General features: G+C 74.6%; 19 protein-coding genes and 1 pseudogene. 13 read left to right on the forward strand and 7 right to left on the reverse strand.

What is annotated here, in order from left to right; all coding sequences use genetic code 11:
* Positions 1 to 6: 6 nt before the first annotated feature.
* From ABD352_RS54295 to ABD352_RS54310, 4 genes are read left to right on the forward strand one after another with little or no spacing between them, the layout of a single operon-like run.
* Complete coding sequence (locus ABD352_RS54295) at positions 7 to 900, forward strand: acyl-CoA dehydrogenase family protein (RefSeq protein WP_344620546.1); 894 nt, start codon at positions 7 to 9, stop codon at positions 898 to 900.
* The gene (locus ABD352_RS54300; protein WP_344620547.1) at positions 897 to 1,748 is read left to right on the forward strand and encodes an enoyl-CoA hydratase; all 852 of its coding nucleotides are present in this window, start codon (positions 897 to 899) and stop codon (positions 1,746 to 1,748) included. The genes ABD352_RS54295 and ABD352_RS54300 overlap by 4 nt, the downstream gene beginning before the upstream one ends.
* Positions 1,745 to 2,473 (forward strand): SDR family NAD(P)-dependent oxidoreductase, encoded by a 729-nt coding sequence (locus tag ABD352_RS54305; RefSeq protein ID WP_344620548.1) that lies wholly within the window; start codon positions 1,745 to 1,747, stop codon positions 2,471 to 2,473. Before ABD352_RS54300 ends, ABD352_RS54305 begins: the two co-directional genes overlap by 4 nt.
* Positions 2,466 to 3,926 carry a class I adenylate-forming enzyme family protein gene (locus ABD352_RS54310; protein ID WP_344620549.1) on the forward strand — a complete coding sequence of 487 codons (1,461 nt, stop codon included), beginning with the start codon at positions 2,466 to 2,468 and terminating at the stop codon, positions 3,924 to 3,926. The genes ABD352_RS54305 and ABD352_RS54310 overlap by 8 nt, the downstream gene beginning before the upstream one ends.
* On the opposite strand, the gene ABD352_RS54315 is transcribed toward ABD352_RS54310, so the two are convergent.
* The gene (locus ABD352_RS54315) at positions 3,913 to 4,533 is read right to left on the reverse strand and encodes a thioesterase family protein (protein WP_344620550.1); all 621 of its coding nucleotides are present in this window, start codon (positions 4,531 to 4,533) and stop codon (positions 3,913 to 3,915) included. The two genes, ABD352_RS54310 and ABD352_RS54315, sit on opposite strands and share 14 nt — an antisense overlap.
* Positions 4,534 to 4,611: 78 nt before the next feature.
* On the opposite strand from ABD352_RS54315, the gene ABD352_RS54320 reads away from it, so the two are divergent.
* Both ABD352_RS54320 and ABD352_RS54325 read left to right on the forward strand, forming a co-directional pair.
* Positions 4,612 to 6,180 (forward strand): class I adenylate-forming enzyme family protein, encoded by a 1,569-nt coding sequence (locus ABD352_RS54320; RefSeq protein ID WP_344620551.1) that lies wholly within the window; start codon positions 4,612 to 4,614, stop codon positions 6,178 to 6,180.
* 107 nt (positions 6,181 to 6,287) lie between these two features.
* On the forward strand, positions 6,288 to 7,517 hold the full coding sequence (locus ABD352_RS54325; protein ID WP_344620552.1) for a vanadium-dependent haloperoxidase: 1,230 nt from the start codon (positions 6,288 to 6,290) through the stop codon (positions 7,515 to 7,517).
* Between the two features lie 83 nt (positions 7,518 to 7,600).
* Here ABD352_RS54325 and ABD352_RS54330 read toward each other — a convergent pair whose 3' ends face one another.
* Positions 7,601 to 8,521, reverse strand: a complete 921-nt coding sequence (locus tag ABD352_RS54330; RefSeq protein WP_344620553.1) for an NADP-dependent oxidoreductase — start codon at positions 8,519 to 8,521, stop codon at positions 7,601 to 7,603.
* A gap of 78 nt (positions 8,522 to 8,599) precedes the next feature.
* Between ABD352_RS54330 and ABD352_RS54335 the strand changes: the two genes are divergently transcribed.
* The gene (locus ABD352_RS54335) at positions 8,600 to 9,004 is read left to right on the forward strand and encodes a winged helix-turn-helix transcriptional regulator (protein ID WP_344620554.1); all 405 of its coding nucleotides are present in this window, start codon (positions 8,600 to 8,602) and stop codon (positions 9,002 to 9,004) included.
* On the opposite strand, the gene ABD352_RS54340 is transcribed toward ABD352_RS54335, so the two are convergent.
* Entirely contained in the window at positions 8,993 to 10,393 is a 1,401-nt protein-coding gene (locus ABD352_RS54340; RefSeq protein ID WP_344620555.1) for a class I adenylate-forming enzyme family protein, read from the reverse strand. The two genes, ABD352_RS54335 and ABD352_RS54340, sit on opposite strands and share 12 nt — an antisense overlap.
* A 174-nt stretch (positions 10,394 to 10,567) precedes the next feature.
* Positions 10,568 to 11,641 (reverse strand): zinc-dependent alcohol dehydrogenase, encoded by a 1,074-nt coding sequence (locus ABD352_RS54345; protein ID WP_344620556.1) that lies wholly within the window; start codon positions 11,639 to 11,641, stop codon positions 10,568 to 10,570.
* A gap of 71 nt (positions 11,642 to 11,712) precedes the next feature.
* Between ABD352_RS54345 and ABD352_RS54350 the strand changes: the two genes are divergently transcribed.
* The 6 genes from ABD352_RS54350 to ABD352_RS54375 are packed head-to-tail and all read left to right on the forward strand — an operon-like array spanning position 11,713 to position 16,033.
* On the forward strand, positions 11,713 to 12,240 hold the full coding sequence (locus ABD352_RS54350) for a 2-oxoacid:ferredoxin oxidoreductase subunit gamma family protein (protein ID WP_344620557.1): 528 nt from the start codon (positions 11,713 to 11,715) through the stop codon (positions 12,238 to 12,240).
* The gene (locus tag ABD352_RS54355; RefSeq protein ID WP_344620558.1) at positions 12,237 to 13,298 is read left to right on the forward strand and encodes a hypothetical protein; all 1,062 of its coding nucleotides are present in this window, start codon (positions 12,237 to 12,239) and stop codon (positions 13,296 to 13,298) included. Before ABD352_RS54350 ends, ABD352_RS54355 begins: the two co-directional genes overlap by 4 nt.
* On the forward strand, positions 13,295 to 14,065 hold the full coding sequence (locus ABD352_RS54360) for a thiamine pyrophosphate-dependent enzyme (RefSeq protein ID WP_344620559.1): 771 nt from the start codon (positions 13,295 to 13,297) through the stop codon (positions 14,063 to 14,065). The genes ABD352_RS54355 and ABD352_RS54360 overlap by 4 nt, the downstream gene beginning before the upstream one ends.
* Positions 14,062 to 14,775 (forward strand): GntR family transcriptional regulator, encoded by a 714-nt coding sequence (locus ABD352_RS54365; protein ID WP_344620560.1) that lies wholly within the window; start codon positions 14,062 to 14,064, stop codon positions 14,773 to 14,775. Before ABD352_RS54360 ends, ABD352_RS54365 begins: the two co-directional genes overlap by 4 nt.
* The gene (locus tag ABD352_RS54370; RefSeq protein ID WP_344620561.1) at positions 14,772 to 14,990 is read left to right on the forward strand and encodes a 4Fe-4S dicluster domain-containing protein; all 219 of its coding nucleotides are present in this window, start codon (positions 14,772 to 14,774) and stop codon (positions 14,988 to 14,990) included. Before ABD352_RS54365 ends, ABD352_RS54370 begins: the two co-directional genes overlap by 4 nt.
* 35 nt (positions 14,991 to 15,025) lie before the next feature.
* On the forward strand, positions 15,026 to 16,033 hold the full coding sequence (locus tag ABD352_RS54375; RefSeq protein WP_344620562.1) for a zinc-binding alcohol dehydrogenase family protein: 1,008 nt from the start codon (positions 15,026 to 15,028) through the stop codon (positions 16,031 to 16,033).
* Between the two features lie 124 nt (positions 16,034 to 16,157).
* On the opposite strand, the gene ABD352_RS54380 is transcribed toward ABD352_RS54375, so the two are convergent.
* The 3 genes and pseudogenes from ABD352_RS54380 to ABD352_RS54390 form a co-directional block, all read right to left on the reverse strand.
* Positions 16,158 to 16,610 carry a universal stress protein gene (locus ABD352_RS54380; RefSeq protein ID WP_425553994.1) on the reverse strand — a complete coding sequence of 151 codons (453 nt, stop codon included), beginning with the start codon at positions 16,608 to 16,610 and terminating at the stop codon, positions 16,158 to 16,160.
* Positions 16,605 to 16,974: pseudogene (locus ABD352_RS54385) on the reverse strand (universal stress protein); the annotation flags it as partial. The gene ABD352_RS54380 and the pseudogene ABD352_RS54385, both read right to left, overlap by 6 nt.
* A gap of 71 nt (positions 16,975 to 17,045) precedes the next feature.
* Entirely contained in the window at positions 17,046 to 17,858 is an 813-nt protein-coding gene (locus ABD352_RS54390) for a S1 family peptidase (RefSeq protein ID WP_344620582.1), read from the reverse strand.
* Positions 17,859 to 17,894 lie beyond the last annotated feature (36 nt).

Below are 17,894 nucleotides of genomic sequence, written 5' to 3' on the forward strand. Positions count from 1 at the left end.
CTTGTCATGCGTTTCGCACCGAACGAGGAGCAGTTGGCCCTCGCCGACGCCGTCCGCGAGCCGCTCGCCGCCGCCGACTGGGGTGCCCTCGCCGCGATGGGCGTCTTCGACTCCGGCCTGGCCGAGACCGACCTCGTCGGCGTGCTGGAGGCCGTGGGGTACTCGGCCGTCGCGCTGCCGGTGTCGGCGACCGCGTTCGTGGCCGGGCCGCTGCTGGCCGCCGCCGGGGACCCGCGGGCCGCCGGCGTCGCCGCCGGCCGGGTCCGGATCGCCCTCGCCGGGCCGGACGGGCTCACCCCGTTCGGCGGCGCCGCCGACTGGGTCCTCCACCTCGACGGGCCCAGCGCCCGGCTCGGCGCGGCCGCGGGCGACCCGGCGTCCACCGTGGACCCGTTCCTGGACGCCGCCCGGTCGACCGAGGCCGAGGTCGTCACCTCCGACCCGGCCCTGGTCCGCACGGCGCGGCTGCGGGCCGGGCTGGCCGTCGCGGCCGAGCTGGTCGGGGTGGGGCGGCGGATGCTCGACCTCACCGTCGGCTACGTCAAGCAGCGCCACCAGTTCGGGGCGCCGGTCGGCAGCTTCCAGGCGGTCAAGCACCACCTCGCCGACGCCGCGCTCGGTATCGAGTTCGCCGCCCCCGAGGTCCTCGCGGCCGCCTGGGCCGTCGAGCACGACACCGACGCGGACCGGGCCGTGGACGCCGCCGTGGTGCTCGCCGCCGAGGCCGCCCACGCCGCCAGCCGGGCCGCGATCCAGTGCCACGGCGCCATCGGCTACACGGTCGAGTACGAGCTGCACCGGTACGCCAAGCGGGCCTGGGCCCTCGAGGCGCTCGCCGAAACCGGGGCCCGGCTCGACCGGCTCGCCGCATCCCTCGACCTACCGGAGGCCGCCCGATGAGCGAACAAGAAGCAGAGGTCGTGCTGTACCGCACCGAGGGGCCGGTCGCCGTGGTGACCATGCACCGGCCCAGGTACCGCAACGCGCAGAACTCGGCCATGACGTACGCCCTCGACGACGCGTTCGGCCGGGCCGCCGCCGACGACGACGTCAAGGTGATCGTGCTGGCCGGCGCCGGGGACCACTTCTCCGCCGGGCACGACATCGGCACCCCCGGCCGCGACATCGACCAGTCGTTCCCGCGCCGGGCCGGGCTGTGGTGGGACCACGTCGGCAAGGAAGGTGCGGAGAGCCGCTTCGCCCGCGAGTCCGAGGTGTACCTGGGCATGTGCCGCCGCTGGCGGGAGCTGCCGAAGCCGACCATCGCCATGGTCCAGGGCGCCTGCATCGCCGGCGGCCTGATGCTCGCCTGGTGCTGCGACCTCATCGTCGCCGCCGACGACGCGTTCTTCGCCGACCCCGTGGTGCGGATGGGGATCCCCGGCGTCGAGTACTTCGCCCACCCGTGGGTCATGGGCCCCCGGTACGCCAAGGAGTTCCTGTTCCTCGGCGAGCGCGTGCCGGCCGAGCGGGCGCTCGCGCTCGGCATGGTGAACCGGGTCGTGCCCCGGGCCGACCTCGAGGCGTCCACGATGGACATCGCGAACCGGATCGCGGCCATGCCCCGGCTCGGGCTGGCGCTGACCAAGAAGGCGGTCAACCAGGCCGAGGACCTCATGGGCCTGCGGGCCGGCATGGACTCAGTCTTCGGCCTGCACCACGTGGCACACGCCCACAACGCCGAGGTCGGCCGGGACTCCCTGGCCGGGCACGACGCCCGCACGATGCGCGACGGCGGCCGCTCGTGACGTCCCGGTACGCCGGCCGCGTCGCCCTGGTCACCGGGGCCGCCTCCGGCATCGGCGCGGCCACGGTCCGCCGCCTGCTGGACGAGGGCGCCCGGGTCGCCGCCCTCGACCTGCGCCCGGTCGAGGAGGGGCCGGACCTGCTGGCGCTCGAGGGCGACGTGCGCGACGAGGCACAGGTCGCCGCCGCCGTCGCCCGCGCGGCCGAGTGGGGCGGGCGCCTCGACCTGCTCGCCAACGTCGCCGGGGTCGCCTCCTACCAGCACACCACCGACGTGACCCTCGCCGAGTGGGAGCGGATCGTCGGGGTGAACCTCACCGGCCCGTTCCTGGTCTGCCGGGCCGCCCTGCCGCACCTCGTCGCCGCCGGCGGGGCGATCGTCAACGTGGCCTCTCTCGCCGGGGTGCGCGGGTGGCGGTACAGCGCCGCGTACTCGGCGGCCAAGGGCGGCGTCGTCGCGCTCACCCGGTCCCTCGCGGTCGAGTACGCGCCGCACGGCGTCCGGGTCGCCTGCGTCTGCCCCGGGTCGGTCGACACGCCGCTGCGGGACGGGCTCGTGCCGGTAGCGAATCCGCATCCAAAGCTTGCCGAGCGCGGTGGGGCGTTGCTCGACCCGCCCGTCGCCGACCCGGCGGAGGTGGCGGCGGCGATCGCGTACCTCGGCGCGGCCGAGGCGCGGTTCGCCACCGGCGCGATCCTGAGGCTGGACGGGGGAGCCGGTGCCTGAGACCATCGCCGACTTGGTCGCCCGCAACGACCCGGAACGAGTCGCCTTCTACGCGCCCGAGGGGATCATCACCTGGGGCGAGTACGACCGCCTGTCCTCCCGGCTGGCACAGTCCTATGTGGACTCCGGCCTGAAGGCGGGGGACCGGCTGGCCGTGCTGCTCACGGGCGGGGCGCTGACCCACGTGGCCTACCTGGCCGCGCAGAAGGCCGGGATCGTCACCGTCGGCATCGGGCCGCGGGCCGGGGACGCCGAGATCACCCACCTCCTGCGCAAGACCGGCGCCTCGCTGGCGACGCGCGCGGTGCACCGCGGTCGACCCGGGGCGGACATCGCCGCCCGGTGCGGTGCGCCGCGGCATCTGGTGGTGGACATGTCCCTCTCCGGAGAAGGCGCCCTGGGACCGGGGCTCGGCGCCGACGACATCTTCTTCCTCAACTCCACATCCGGGACGACCGGGCTGCCGAAGGTCGTGCGGCAGACCATGAACAACCGGAAGTACTTCGGGCCGCTCGCCCACGCCGCCGGGCGCTTCGGCCCGGACGAGGTCTTCGCCTCCGTGCTGCCGGCGCCCTACGGGTTCGGGCTGTGGAGCGCCCACGTGGTCCCGGCCATGTACGGCTACCCGACCGTCCTCACCGCCGAGTTCGACGCCGCCGAGACGCTGCGGCTCATCGAGGAGCACCGGGTCACCGTGCTGTGCGCGGTGACCGCCCAGTTCATCATGCTGCTCAACGACCCCGGCTTCGCCCGCGCCGACCTGTCCTCGCTGCGGGTCATGTTCACCGGCGGCGAGCGCGTGCCCTACGCCCGGGCGCGGGAGTTCGAGGAGCGCACCGGGTGCGTGGTGCTGCAGTTCTACGGCTCCAACGAGGCCGGGCCGATCTCGGTGACCACGGTGGACGATCCGCCCGAGCGGCGCCTCACGACCGCCGGCCGGCCCATCCCCGCCGTGCGGCTGCGGCTGCTCGACGGCGGGCAGATCGCGGTCAACGGGCCGGGGTGCACGCCCGGGTACCTCGACGACGAGCCGGCCAACGCCGCCCTGTTCGGGCCGGACGGCTGGCTGCGGACGGGGGACCGCGGGGCGGTGGACGAGCTGGGGTACCTCTCGATCACCGGGCGGATCGCGGACTTCATCATCCGCGGCGGGCACAACGTCAGCGCCCTCGTCGTCGAGGAGGCTGTCGCGAGCCACCCGGCGGTCGCCGCCGTGGCCGTGGTCGCGGCGCCCGACCCGGTGCTGGGCGAGCGGGTCTGCGCCTACGTCGTGACCCGCGAGCCGCTCACCCTGGACGAGCTGCGGGTGCACCTGGACGCTGGCGGGGTGAGCAAGCAGAACTGGCCGGAGCACCTCGTCGCGCTGCCGTCGCTGCCGCTGGGCACCGGCGGCAAGGTGGACAAGGCCGCCCTGCGCGCCGATGCCGCGCGCCGGTTCGCTATTCCAGGCTGATCAGCGTCTGGGCGACCTGGCCGTCGCCGACCGGGCGGCCGTCCGCCGCGGCCCGGACGTCGAAGAGGTACCGGCGGCCGCGCGTCTCCACGAGCGCGGCCGTCACGATGACCGTCTGCCCGATCCGCGCCGGGCCGGTGTGCCGCACGCCGATCCAGGTGCCCAGCGAGGCGGTGGCCGGGCCGAAGTGCGGCCGCAGCACGTCGGCCGCGGTGTCCTCCATGAATGCGATCAGGGTCGGGGTGCTCAGCACCGGCTCGGCGCCGGGCACGTGGTCGGTGGTGTGCTTCTCGCCCACCGTGAAGCGCCGCGTGTACGTGGGTCTGCGGGTGACGCCGGGGCCGAGCAGGCCGTGGGGCTGGGGCGCGCGGGCCGGGCCGCGGCGCACCCGCAGGTCGGCCACGACCCGCTCGCCGGCCGCGATACGCACGGTGACAGTGTGCGCGTCGCGGGCCGCGACGTAGACCCGCGCGTCCGGCCCGATGCCGTCGCCGTGCCAGATCAGCTGGTCCACGTGGGCGTCCGGCGGCAGCGGGACGGGTGGTAGGGCGGTCGCGACCGGGAGGTCCAGAGGTACGCCGATCGGGGCCTGCCAGATGTCGTCCACGCGCTCGCTCCCGCCTTGACACCGTTGATCTGCCGGGAACAGAATGGCACAACCAAGCGCTTGTTTGGTAGGAGGTTCATGGTGAATGTGCACGAGCGCTATGTCGCCGACCGGCTCGCCGAGGCCGGGCGGTGGGGCTCGGAAACCCTGCCCGACGTGGTACGGCGGCACGCCTCGGAGGATCCGGACGGGCTCGCGTTCATCGCGGGCGAGGACCGGATGACCTGGCGGCAGTTCGACTCGTGGTCCACCGCTTTCGCCCGCCGGCTGGTCGCCGCGGGCCTCGAGCGCGGTGCGCGGGTCGGGGTGCTGCTGCCCGACGGGGTCGAGGTCCACGTGGTGTACCTGGCGGCGATGAAGGCCGGCGTGGTCGTGGTCGCGATCGGGCCCCGCGCGGCGCGCCTGGAGATCCGGCACCTGCTCACGGTGGGCGGCGCGACCGCCCTGGTGAGCTTTGCCTCGCACCGTGGTACGCCGATCGTCGAGCTGGTCGACGGGCTCGACATCGCGGCGTTCCTCACGCTTGACGGTCCGTTCTCGGACCTGTCCGACGCGGTGGACCTGTCGGGCCGGGCGCTCGGGATCGAGGAGGTGCACCTGCTCAACTCGACGTCGGGGACCACCGGCATGCCCAAGTGCGTGGTGCACAACCAGAACCGCTGGTTCTACTACCACGAGCTCGCGGTCGAGTGCGGCGACCTGCGCGGCGACGACGTGTTCCTGACGCTGATCCCGGCGCCGTACGGCTTCGCGCAGTGGACCGCGAACTTCACCCCGACCCTGCTGGGCTCGCCGACGGTGGTCATGCCCCGCTTCAGCGCCGACGAGGCGCTGCGCCTGATCGAGCGCGAGCGGATCACCGTGGTCTGCTGCGTCAGCACCCAGTTCATCATGATGCTCAACTCGCCGATCCTGGAGGAGGTCGACCTCTCCTCGCTGCGCTGCATGTTCACCGGCGGCGAGGCGGTGCCGTTCGAGCGGGCCGCCGAGTTCGAGCGCCGCACGGGCGCCAAGGTCCTGCAGTTCTTCGGCTCCAACGAGACCGGCGCCCTGTCCCGCACCTCGGTCCGCGACACGACCGACCAGCGCCTGCGCACGGCCGGCCGGGTCATCGACGAGATGCGGGTGCGGCTGTTCGCCGAGGACGGCTCCGACGTGACCGCCGTGGGCGGCCCGGGGCAGGCCGCCTGCGCCGGCCCCGCGACCTGCCTGGGGTACTACGACGACCCGGCCGCCAACGAGCGGCTGTTCACCCCCGACGGCTGGATGCTGACCGGCGACATCTGCACCATCGACGCGGACGGCTACCTGCGCGTGGTGGACCGCAAGTCGGACTTCATCATCCGCGGCGGCAAGAACATCAGCGCCGCCGCCGTCGAGGACCACGTCGGCGCCCACCCGGCGGTGGCCATGGTCGCCGCCGTGGCGATGCCGGACCCCACGTTCGGCGAGCGCGTCTGCGCCTTCGTGGTCCTGCGCGAGTCCGCCACCCTGGCCCTCGACGAGCTGCGCGCCCATCTGGACGCCAGGGGCGTGTCGCGGGAGAACTGGCCCGAGCGCCTCGAGATCGTCGACGACCTGCCCCGCGGCTCAGGCGGCAAGGTCGCCAAGGCCCAGCTCCGCCAACGCTTCAAGACGCCGGCCTGACCTTTCGCGGGTGTGCCCGGCCGGTCCCCGGCCGGGCTTCCTGAGCCTTTCCTATTGAGTCGATCGGAAAAGGCTACTACGGTCACGACGTGTTCTCATCGAAGCCCATGTCTCGCCGTGCCGTGCTGGCGACCGCCGCCGGTGCGGGCGCCGCCACCGTGCTGATACCGTCACCGGCCGGCGCCGCCGCGCCGCGGATCGACACGCTGCTCGAGTGGTACGACCTCACCGCTACCACCATCGGGGTCATCACCGGCCCCCAGCAGGTGACCAACAGCCGCACCTGGGCGGTCGCCTGGATCGCCGCCTGGCGCGCGGTCTCGTCCGTCCGTGCGGGCGCCGACGCCGAGCTCGCACTGGCCGCCGCGGTCCACGAGACCCTCAGCGCCACCAACCCCGCCGCCGCCCCGGCGCTGGACGCCGCACTCGCGGCCACCCTGACCCGGCTGAGCGTCCGGCGCCCGGACCGGCCCGTCGCCGCCGGCGTCGACGCCGCCCGCGCGGTGCTCGCCGAGCGGGCCGGCGACGGCCTCGATCCCGCCTCGGTCAACCGGCCGTTCACCCCTCCGCCCGCCGCGCCCGGCGTCTGGCAGCCGACGCCACCCGCCTTCGCCGCGGCGGTCCAGGCCGGCCAGGGCGACGGGCGCCCGTTCCTGGTGCGCGGCGTGGGGCCGCTGCAGCCGGGCCCGCCGCCGGCCCTCGGTAGCGCCGTCTACCTCCGCGACCTCGCCGAGTCGCGGGCGGTCGGGGCCGTGGACAGCAGCGTGCGCACGCCCCAGCAGACGGCGGTGGCGCGGTTCTGGTCGCAAACCTCGCTCAACGGCTTCACCGGCGCGCTGCGCACGACCGTGGCGCCGCACGGCTCGCACGCCGCGGACCGGCGCCCGCTCGCCCAGCGCATCGCCCTCGTCGCCCTGTTCCACGCGGCGACCATCGACGCGCAGATCACGACCTACAAGGCAAAGTACCGGTACCTGTTCTGGCGCCCGGTCACCGCCATCCGCACCGGCGCCATCGCCCCGGACCCGTCGTGGACCCCGCTGATCGCCACGCCGGCCCACCCGGAGTACCCCTCGGGCCACACCACGTACGCCGGCGCCGCCCAGGCGGTACTGGAGACCCTCGCCGGCCCGCCGAGGGCAGCGTTCTCCCTGACGAGCGCGGTGGCCACCGACGTGACGCTGACGTACCGCCAGTGGTCGGAGCTGACGCGGGACAACATCGACGCGCGCGTCTGGGAGGGCGTCCACTTCCGCAACACGGACGAGCTGGGAGCCGCCGTCGGCAGGCGGGCCGCCCTGGCCGCACTTGCCCGCTGGCACGGACGGCCGCTGTAGGCCCCGGCCGGGCACATGCCTCCCGGACCCCTGGAGCATGAGCCCGGTCCGCGCCGAGGTCGCCCGGCACCGGTAGTGGCCCGCTACGGCACGAGGACCAGCCGGCCACGCAGGCCGCCGGTCTCCAGGCGACGGTGGGCCTCGGCCACGTGGGTCAGGGGAAGCGTGGCGGCCACGCGCAGGGTCAGGTCCGCCGCGGCCAGCGTCGCCAGGCGCGGGCCGTCGGCGCGGATCCAGACGTTGGCCACGCGGATGCCGCGCAGCGGGGGCGGTGCCGCGCCGCCGAGCACGGACACGAAGGCGCCGGCGCCGCGGACCGCGTCCAGGGCGCCGATGCCCAGGCCGGCCGCGTCGACGGCGGCGTCGACGCCGCCCGGGGCCAGGGCGCGTACGTCGGCGGCCAGGTCAGCGGAGGGCGGCACGACCTCGGCGGCGCCCAGCGACCGCACGAGCGGCCCGTCGCCCGGGCGGGCCACGGCGATCACCCGGGCGCCCGCGCGGGCCGCCAGTTCGACCGCGTAGCCGCCCACCGCGCCGGCCGCGCCCGTCACCAGAAGGGTCTCCGGCGGCCGGGGCAGCAGGTCCAGGGCCTGGGCGGCGGTCAGGGCGTTCAGCGGCAGGGTGGCGGCGGCGACCAGGTCGGCACCGTCGGGCAGGCGGGCGGTGGCGGCGGCATCCAGTACCACCTGATCCGCCTGGGCCTTCAACGCCAGTCCGGGGCGGTCGGACAGGCCGATCACCCGGTCGCCGGGGGTGAAGTCCTCGACGGCCGGGCCGACCGCGTCGACGGTGCCGGAGACGTCCCAGCCCAGGCCCACGACCTCCCGCGGCGGCATGATGCCGGCCCGGGCCAGCGCGCCCGAGCGGGTCTGGACGTCGACCGGGTTGACGGTCGCCGCGGCGACGCGGATGCGCACCTGCAAAGGGCCCGGCAGCGGTACGGGAACCTCGCCGATCTCCAGGACGTCGGGCCCGCCGAACTCGCGGATCGTCACAGCTCTCATGGCGCAACCGTATGGAGCGTTACTCTCCATCGGGAAGTACGCACTCCGGGGTGCGTACCGCACCCGGGGGTGAGGGCGATGGCGACGCGGACGGTGGCGCAGCGGCGGGAGCAGCAGCGGCGCGAGTACGACGCGTTCATGGCCACCTGCCCCGCCCGCAAGCTGCTCGACCGGATCAGCGACAAGTGGGTGAGCCTCGTGCTCACGGCGCTGACCGGCGGGCCGCAGCGGTACAGCGACCTCAGCCGCCGCATCGCGGGCGTCAGCCAGAAGATGCTCACCCAGACGTTGCGCACCATGGAGCGCGACGGGCTGCTGACGCGCACCGTCACGGCCGCGGTGCCGGTGCGCGTCGACTACCGGCTCACCGCGCTCGGCGAGAGCCTGCTGCCGCTCATGGCCGCCATCAAGGCGTGGGCCGAGACGCACATCGAGGCGGTCGAGCGGGCGCAGGCCGCCTACGACGAGGCCTCAGCCCAGTAGCTCACGCAGGCGGGTGCGCTGGATCTGGCCCGTGGCCGGGGTGCGCGGGATCGCCGGGACCACGGCCACGCGCCGCGGCAGCTTGAACGAGGCCAGGCGGCCGTCGACGTGCTCGCGGATCGCGGCCGGGGTCGGGGCGTCGGTGCCGGGCGGGAGCACGAACACGGCGCAGACCGTCTCGCCCCACTTCGGGTCGGGCAGGCCGACCACGGCCACGTCCAGGATGCCCGGCAGGTCGCGCAGGGCGTGCTCGACCTCCGCTGGGCCGACCGACTCGCCGCCGGTGCGGATGACCTCGCGGGTTCGGCCGGTCAGGTACAGGTAGCCTTCGTCGTCGATGCGGCCGACGTCCCCGGAGCGGTACGGGCCGGTGAGCGGGTCGGCGCCCAGGTAGCCGTTCATGAGCGCCGGGCCGGTCGTGCACACCTCGCCGTCGTCGAGCCACAGCGCGTTCGGGGTGGCCGGGCGGCCGACGCTGCCGGGCTTCCGATCGAGCTCCCAGTCGTGCAGGGCGGCCATGCGGCCGGCCTCGGTCGAGCCGTACAGGATCGTGGTCGTAGTGCCGGGCAGTCGCTCCTTGATGCGCTCGACCAGCTCGGCGGCGACGCTGGACGTGCCGGTGTCGGCGTGCTGCAGCGAGCGCAGGTCGGCGTGGCGGTGCTCGCGGTCCAGCAGGCGCTCCCAGACGGCCGGGATGCAGTACAGGGCCGCGGGGCGGCGCCGCTGCACCACGTCGATCATGTCCGCGGCGTCGGCCCGGCGGACCAGGTGCACGGCCGTGCGGTGCTGCCACGCCTCCATGACATAGTGCCAACCCCCGTAGTGGTACAGCGGGAAGGTGCACACCACGCCACCGTCGCCCCGCAGCCCGCTGGTGAACGTGCCCCCGCCCGGCGCGGCGCGCAGCCAGCTCGCCCGGTGGCTCACCAGGGCGCCCTTCGGGACGCCGGTGCTGCCGCTGGTCAGGTACAGGATGTGCGGCGCCCGGTCGTCGACCGGCACCCGGCGCAGCCCGGACGCGCCGCCGTCCAGCACGGACGGCGGGAGGGCGGGGACGGTGAAGTCCACATCGGACAGCACGACGCGAGGCTCCACGTAGGCCACCACGCGGTCGCGCTCGGCGAGCGGCAGGGCCGGGTTGACGGGGGCGAAGACGGCGCCGATGCGGGCGCAGGCGACGAAGACCTCGACGGAGCGCAGGGTCGGCGTCACGCACCACAGGACCGTGTCGCCCGGGCGCACGCCGAGGCCGACGAGGGCGTTGCCGGTGCGGTCGGCGGCCGCGTCCAGCTCACGGAAGGTGAGCTGGTCCGGGCCGAGGGTGGCGGCGGGCGTGTGCGGCACGGTGAGCGCCGCGGTCGTGACGATGTCCCCGATGAGCAGGCTCATGCCGTCGCCTCCGCTTCGCTCCGGCGCCGGCCTGAGCCAACCCTGCACCAATTGTTCGCGGCCCCTCCGCTTCGCTCCGGACCGCTCATGCCGTCGCCTCCGCTTCGCTCCGGCGCCGGCCTGAGCCAACCCTGCACCAATTGTTCGCGGCCCCTCCGCTTCGCTCCGGACCGCTCATGCGGCGCGGTCCCAGTCGAAGAGGTCGACCTGGGCCGGGCCGAGCGCGCCGTAGCGCTGCTTGTCCCGGGTGATCGCGAGGGCCTCCGGCAGCGCCTCGACGCCGGCGAGCCGGTGGCTGATGAGGCAGTCCACGTCGACGTCGCCGCGGGCGACCAGGCGCAGGGCGTGCTCGAAGACGCCGCCGCCGGATCGCGGGTGCACCACCGTGATCCCGCGCTCCCGGAGGCGGGCCAGCGGGGCGCCGGCGTGGTCGGGCAGCACCGAGACCATGACGATCGTGCCGCCGCGGCGCACGCAGCGGGCGGCCAGCTCGAACGTGCCGGCCCCGGCCGCCTCGAACACGACGTCGGCGCCGACGCCGCCGGTCGCGGCCAGCACGGCGGCCTCGACGTCGCCGACGGCGTCCATCACGAGGTCCGCGCCGGCGCGCCCGGCCAGCTCCCGCTTGGCCTCGCTGCGGCCGCTGACCATGACCAGGCCGGCGTTGCCGTGCCGGGCGACCTGGGTGTGCAGGACGCCCATGACGCCGGCCCCGATGATCAGCACGCTGTCGCCGGGGTGGACCGCCGCGGCGGCGTGGCCGTGCAGGGCGCCGGCGAGCGGCTGGATGGCGGCGGCCTGAGCGGCGGTGACGCCGTCGGGCACGCGCACCAGCGTCCGGGCCGGGACGAGCACCTGCTCGGCGAACGCGCCCGGGCCGGTGAAGCCGAGCACGGCGGGCGACGGGCACGCGTGCGGGTGGCTCGCCCGGCAGGCGGCGCAGCGGCCGCACGGCGCCGTCTCGACCGCGGTGACCCGGTCGCCGACCCGGATCCCGTCGGGCGCGCCCGGGCCGAGCGCCCGGACCACGCCGGCGAACTCGTGGCCGCCGAACCGGACCGGGCCTTCGGCCAGGCGGGCGGCGAGAACGGTGTGCATGGCGATCGGCTCGCCGGCCAGCAGCATGCACTCGGTGACGCTCGGCTGTACGCAGGCAACGTCGACGACGGCCTCGCCCGGCCCGGCAACCGGGTCGGGGACCTCCTCGACGGCCGCGTCGCCGAAGCCACGCAAGACCAGTGCCCTCAATTCGCGACCTCCCTTGACGCTCGAATCAGATTTTGTATTCAATATTCAAACCACGTCAAGGGAGGTCGAGGGTGGAGCGCGAATTGCTCGTCACCGGCATCGGTGGGCAAGGGATCCAGCTGCTCGCCAAGACGCTGGCGCTCGCCGCCACCCGGGAGGGCCGCTACGCCATGCTGGCGGCCGACTACGGGGGCGAGATGCGCGGCGGCCCCTCCAAGGCCGGCGTCGTCATCGGCGACGAGCCGCTGAAGGCACTGCCCATCCTCCCGTCGGCCGGGTCGGCCATCTTCGCCCACCGCAAACACGCCGAGGGCGTCGAGGACCGGCTGCGGCCCGGGGCGCTGGTCGTGGCCAACACGCCGCTCGTCGACCCCGAAGGATTCCGCAAGGATCTGCGCGTGGTCGCCGTGGACGCGGCGGCGCTGGCCAAGCAGGCCGAGGCGCCGAACGCGCTGGGGTTCGTGCTGCTCGGGAAGTACAACGCGCTCACCGGCATGGTCGCGCCGGAGTCGCTGGCCGAGGCGATGGAGGAGCTGCTCCCGCCGTACCGCCGCCAGCACGCCGCGGCCAACAAGCGAGCCCTGGAGGTGGCCATATGACGCTGGAATTGCTCGAAGGGACCGCGGCGATGGCGGAGGCGGCGATCGCCGCCGGGTGCCGGTTCTTCGCCGGGTACCCCATGTCGCCGTTCACCGGGCTGCTGGAGCAGATGTCGCGGCGGCTGCCCGAGGCCGGCGGCATCTGCATCAACGCGGAGAGCGAGATCGAAGGGGTCAACATGGCCCTGGGCGCGGCGGCGGCCGGGTCGCGGGCCGCCACCGGCTCGTGCGGGCAGGGGATCGCGCTCATGCAGGAGGCGATCGCCGAGGCCGCGCTCAACGAGACGCCGTTCGTCGTGTTCAACCTGGCCCGCAACCAGCAGGACTACTTCCAGGCCACCCGGGGCGGCGGCTGGGGCGACTACCGGACCATCACGCTCGCGCCCAAGGACATCCCCGAGGCGGTCGAGCACACTCAGCTGCTGTTCCACCTGGCCGACAAGCACCGCGCGCCGGTGGTCCTCTACGGGGACCCGCTGCTGGCCCAGACCCGGGTCGGGGTGTCCGTCGAGCCGCTGGACTTCGGCCCGCTGCCGGCGAAGGACTGGGCGCTGGACGGCACCGGCGGCGGGACCGGGCGCAGCAGGCAGGTCTGGACGTGGGCGATGGGCAAGGCGACCGACCCCGGCCCCGGTCCGGACGGGCACTGGCGGGCGATCGCCGAGAAGTTCGCGCGGATCGAGCGGCTGGAGGCCCGGCACGAGCAGTCCGACGTGGACGGCGCCGAGACCGTGGTGGTGTCGTTCGGGTCGGCCGCGAAGTTCGTCGAGCACGTCGTGGCCGAGCTGCGCGCCGAGGGGCACTCCATCGGCTGGTTCCGGCCGGTGACGCTCTGGCCGTTCCCGGGTGAGGCCCTGGAGGCGGCGACCCGGACGGCGAAGAACGTGCTGGTGTTCGAGCTCAATGCCGGGCAGATGGTCGACGACGTGCGCATCCACGCACACGACCGGCGGGCCGTGCGGTTCGTCGGCGGGGTCAGCATCGCCGAGTCCGGCCTGTCGTACGGCCCGCTGCTGGACGCCCCCGAAATCCGCCGCCGCATCCTGGAGTCGCTATGACCATCGACACCACCCGGCCACCCGAGCGCGACGCCAAGCAGGTCGCCGACTTCCGGCCGAGCCTCATCCTCGGCGAGCACTCGCTGTGCCCCGGCTGCGGGGAGCCCGTCGCGTTGCGCATTCTCCTGGAGGTACTCCAGGAGCTCGACATCGTGCAGAAGACCATCGGCGTCGTCGGGCACGGCTGCTACGGCAGCTTCGTGCGCATCATGGACGTCGACGTCCTGCAGTGCCTGCACGGCCGCGCGCCGGCCTGCGCCACCGGGATCAAGCGGGTGCGGCCCGGCGTCGCGGTGTTCACCCTGCAGGGCGACGGCGACATGGCCAACGAGGGCCTGCAGGAGGTGCTGCACGCGGCCGCCCGCGGCGAGAACATCACCTGCGTCATGCTCAACAACGGCGTCTTCGGCGACACCGGCGGGCAGCAGACCGCGACCACCGTGCTCGGCCAGCGGACCAAGACGAGCATCGAGGGCCGCGACCCCGAGCGGCACGGGTACCCGATCCCGGTCGCCGACCTCGTCGCCGGGCTGCGCGGCGTCGGGTACGTGGCGCGGGGAGCGGTCTCCACCGCCGGCTCGGTGCTGCAGACCAAACGCATGCTGCGCAAGGCGTTCCAGACGCAGCTGGCCGGCGGCGGGTTCTCGCTGGTGGAGATCCTCACCATGTGCCCGACCGGCTGGTTCGTGCCCACCGCCGAGGGGCCCGGATACCAGCAGGACACCATGGAGCAGACCTATCACCTCGGCGAACTGGTGACGACGTGAAGCTCGAGCGGGCCAACACCAGCGAGGCGGTCGCCGCCTACGTGCTGCGCCGCCTCTTCGACGGCGACCTGCGCAGCGGCCAGCGCCTCGACCTCGACGCGATCGCCGAGGAGCTCGGGGTGAGCCGCGTGCCGGTCCGCGAGGGGCTCATCCAGCTCGAACGCGACGGGCTGGTCGAGCGGGCCCACTACCGGCGCGCGTTCGTCGCCGAGTTCGACGACGCCACCGTCCGGGAGGCGTTCGAGCTGTACGGCATGTTGAGCGCCCTGACCAACCGGCGCGTCGCCCGCCGTGGCGACCCGGCCGTGCTGGAGGCGCTGGGCAAGCTCGACGAGGCCCTCGCCGGCTGCGAGAGCCCGGACGAGTACGAGGCCCTCGCCCGCGAGTTCCGCCGGGTGGTCAACGTCGCCGGGGCGGGCAACCATCTGCGGGCGCTGCTGCGCACCTTCAGCGGCCTGGTGCCGGCCGCCGCCCGGTTCTCGATCGACGAGGCCCTGGCCGAGGAGCGGGCCGCGCTGCACGCCGAGTACGTCGCGCTGCGCGCCGGCGACCCCGGCGCGGCCGGCGCGGCGGCCCTGGCCCACCTGCGCCTCACGGCGGACAACGCGATCCGCGCGTTGCGCCGCCGCGGCGTGTTTCCGGCGCCGGACACAGTGGACGATCCGGAGTGGACGGACATCGCGCGGATCGTGGAAGGGAGCGAAGCATGAGCCGGGTCGCCCGCGGCACGCTCGTCATCGATGTGGAGCGGTGCAAAGGCTGCGAGCTGTGCATCGCCGCCTGCCCGCCCGACGTGCTGAGCATGTCGGCCGCCGTGAACGAGCAGGGGTACCGCTATCCGGTGCTCGACGACGGCTGCACCGGCTGCACCGCCTGCCAGCTGGTCTGCCCCGACCACGTGTTCGCGGTGTACCGGTACACCTGAGGCCTGAACCCGACCGCCGGGGGAAGATTGCCGTCATGGACACGATGACCGCCTGGCAGGTCGACCGGCCCGGGTCCGTCGCGACGCATCCCCTGCGCCGGGTGACGCTGCCCGTGCCCCGCCCGTCCGCCGACGAGGTGCTGGTCCGCGTGCGCACCTGCGCGGTCTGCCGTACCGACCTGCACCTCGCCGAGGGTGACCTCCCGCCGCGCCGGCACGGGACGGTCCCCGGCCACGAGGTGGTCGGCACCGTCGAGGCACTCGGCGCGGACGTGACCGACCCGCCGGTGGGCACCCGCGTCGGCGTGGCCTGGCTGCGGCGGACCGACGGCGTGTGTCGCTACTGCCGGCGCGGCGCGGAGAACCTGTGCCCGAACTCGAAGTACACCGGCTGGGACGCCGACGGCGGGTACGCCGAGTACTGCGTCGCCCCGGCCGCCTACGTCTACCAGCTGCCGGCCGCCTACGGCGACGAGGAGGTCGCGCCGCTGCTGTGCGCCGGGATCATCGGGTTCCGGGCGCTGCGCCGGGCCGCCCTGCCGCCGGGTGGCCGCCTCGGCATCTACGGGTTCGGCGGGTCGGCCCACCTCGCCGCCCAGGTGGCCATCGCCGAAGGGGCGACCGTCCACGTGGTCACCCGATCGGCCGCGGCCCGGGAACTGGCCCTGTCGCTCGGCGCCGCGTCCGCCTCCGACACCGCGCCGCCCGAGCCGCTGGACTCGGCGATCCTCTTCGCGCCGGTCGGCTCGCTGGTCCCGCCGGCGCTGGCCGCGCTGGACCGGGGCGGGACCCTGGCGATCGCGGGGATCCACCTCACCGACATCCCGCCGCTCAACTACGCCGACCACCTGTTCCAGGAGCGGAAGCTGGTCAGCGTCACCGCCAACACCCGCGCCGACGGCCGCGAGTTCCTCGACATCGCGGCCCGGCACCGGCTGCGGGTGACCACGACCGGCTACGCGCTGGGCGAGGCCGACCGCGCCCTGGCCGACCTGGCCGCGGAGCGTTTCGCGGGGGCGGCCGTGCTGCACTGCGCTTCTTGACGACCGCCACCGGCTTCTTGACGACCGCCACCGCGGACCGTTTCGCGGGGGCGGCCGTGCTGCACTGCGCTTCTTGACGACCGCCACCGCGGACCGTTTCGCGGGGCGGCCGTGCTGCACTGCGCTACTTGACGACCGCCACCGGGCAGGTCGCGTGGCGGATGGCGGCCTGGCTCACCGAGCCCAGCAGCATGCCGGTGAAGCCGCCCCGGCCACGCGAGCCGACCGCCAGCAGCAGCGCGCCCTGCGAATGGTCGACCAGCGCCTCGGCCGCGCGGCCGAGCACGCCGTGGTAGCGGGCGTTGACGTCGGGGTACTTCTCGGTCCAGCGGCCCACGACCTCGGCCAGGCTGTGGTTCTCGGCCGGCCGGTCGTAGACGTGCAGGGCGGTCAGCCCGGCGCCGTAGGCCGAGGCGTGGTCGAAGGCGAACTCCAGCGCCAGCTCACCCTCGTGCGAGCCGTCCACGCCGACCACGACCCGGCCGGCGGCCGTCCCGCCCTCACTGCCGCGCCGGACGACGACCGTCGGGCAGGTGGCGTGCGCGGCCAGGGCCACCCCGACGGAGCCGAGCAGCATGCCGGTGAACCCGCCGCGGCCGCGGTGGCCGACCACGACCATGGAGGCGTTCGCGGCCGCCTCGAGGAGCGCGGGCCCCCGGCTGCTGCATCCGGATCTCGGTCTCCACGTCGGCCCGGGGCGCGGCGAACCGGGCCCGCTCGGCCGCCTCGTCCAGGATCTGGGCGGCGGCCTCCTGGATGCCCGACTCGTAGGGCGCCGGCACCGGCGCGGCGAACGGCGCGTACACGGTCGGCCACACGAACGCGTGCACGATCCGCAGCGGGCGGCGGCGGACCTCGGCCTCGACCGCCGCCCAGACAACGGCGTCGAGACTCTCGGGCGAGCCGTCCGTCCCGACGACCACTGGCAGAGCGGTACCCATCGCAGCACCTCCTGGTTTCCCTTGCGGGCAGTCACTTCCAGGGTGCCGCGCCCCGCCGCGCGGAGACCACGTCAGTACGGGGCCACGCCGTACGCCGAGGCCGCCCGCGCGGCCGGGGAGAAGTAGCCCGCGCAGCCGCTCCCGCCGGACGTCATGCCGATGCCGGCCGTCGCGGCGAACAGTGGTCCGCCGCTGTCGCCCGGCTGGCTGCAGACCGACGCCCGGATCAGCCCGGTCACCGTGCCGTCGGCGTAGTTGACGGTCACGTTGAGTGCGGTGATGACCCCGGTGCGCAGGCCCGTCTGGCCGCTCTGGGTCACGGTCTGCCCGACGTGTCCGGTGCCGAAGCTGGTGATCGGCGCGAGCGTGCCGTTGTGCAGGTCGACGGCGCTCGGCCTGGCGATCGTGGCGTTGGTGTAGCGGACCAGCGCGTAGTCGAAGCCGGCGTTCTTCGTCGCCACGGTGCCCAGCACGACGGCGTGCGCGGCGTCGGCGTACACCGTCGAACCGACCGCGCCGACGCAGTGCGCCGAGGTGAGGAAGTAGTAGTCGGGCAGGGCGCGGGCGTTGAAGCCGACCAGGCAGCGCCCGCCGGCCGCGCCGAAGAACGGGTCGGCGCCCGCGATGTGCTGATGCAGCACGCCCGGGTCGCGGCGCACGGTCCCGCCGGCGCGGGTCACCGCCCGGGTGAGCGCGGCCGCGACCGTGCCCTGGACCGTGTCGTCGAGGCCGACCGCCGGGCGGCCGGTGGCCTCATCGCGCCACCACGCGGTGCCGGCGACCCCCGTGAATGCGGCGACGCCGGGCGACGCCTCGGCCGCTGCGCCGCTGAGCACCACCGCGCCCGCGGCCACGACGGCAACCAGGATCTTGACGGCGAACATCGCCACCTCCTGCAGTATGGGCCAACCGGCAATGTA

Origin of the sequence: Dactylosporangium salmoneum (assembly GCF_039532525.1) — a bacterium.
Lineage (GTDB): Bacteria > Actinomycetota > Actinomycetes > Mycobacteriales > Micromonosporaceae > Dactylosporangium > Dactylosporangium salmoneum.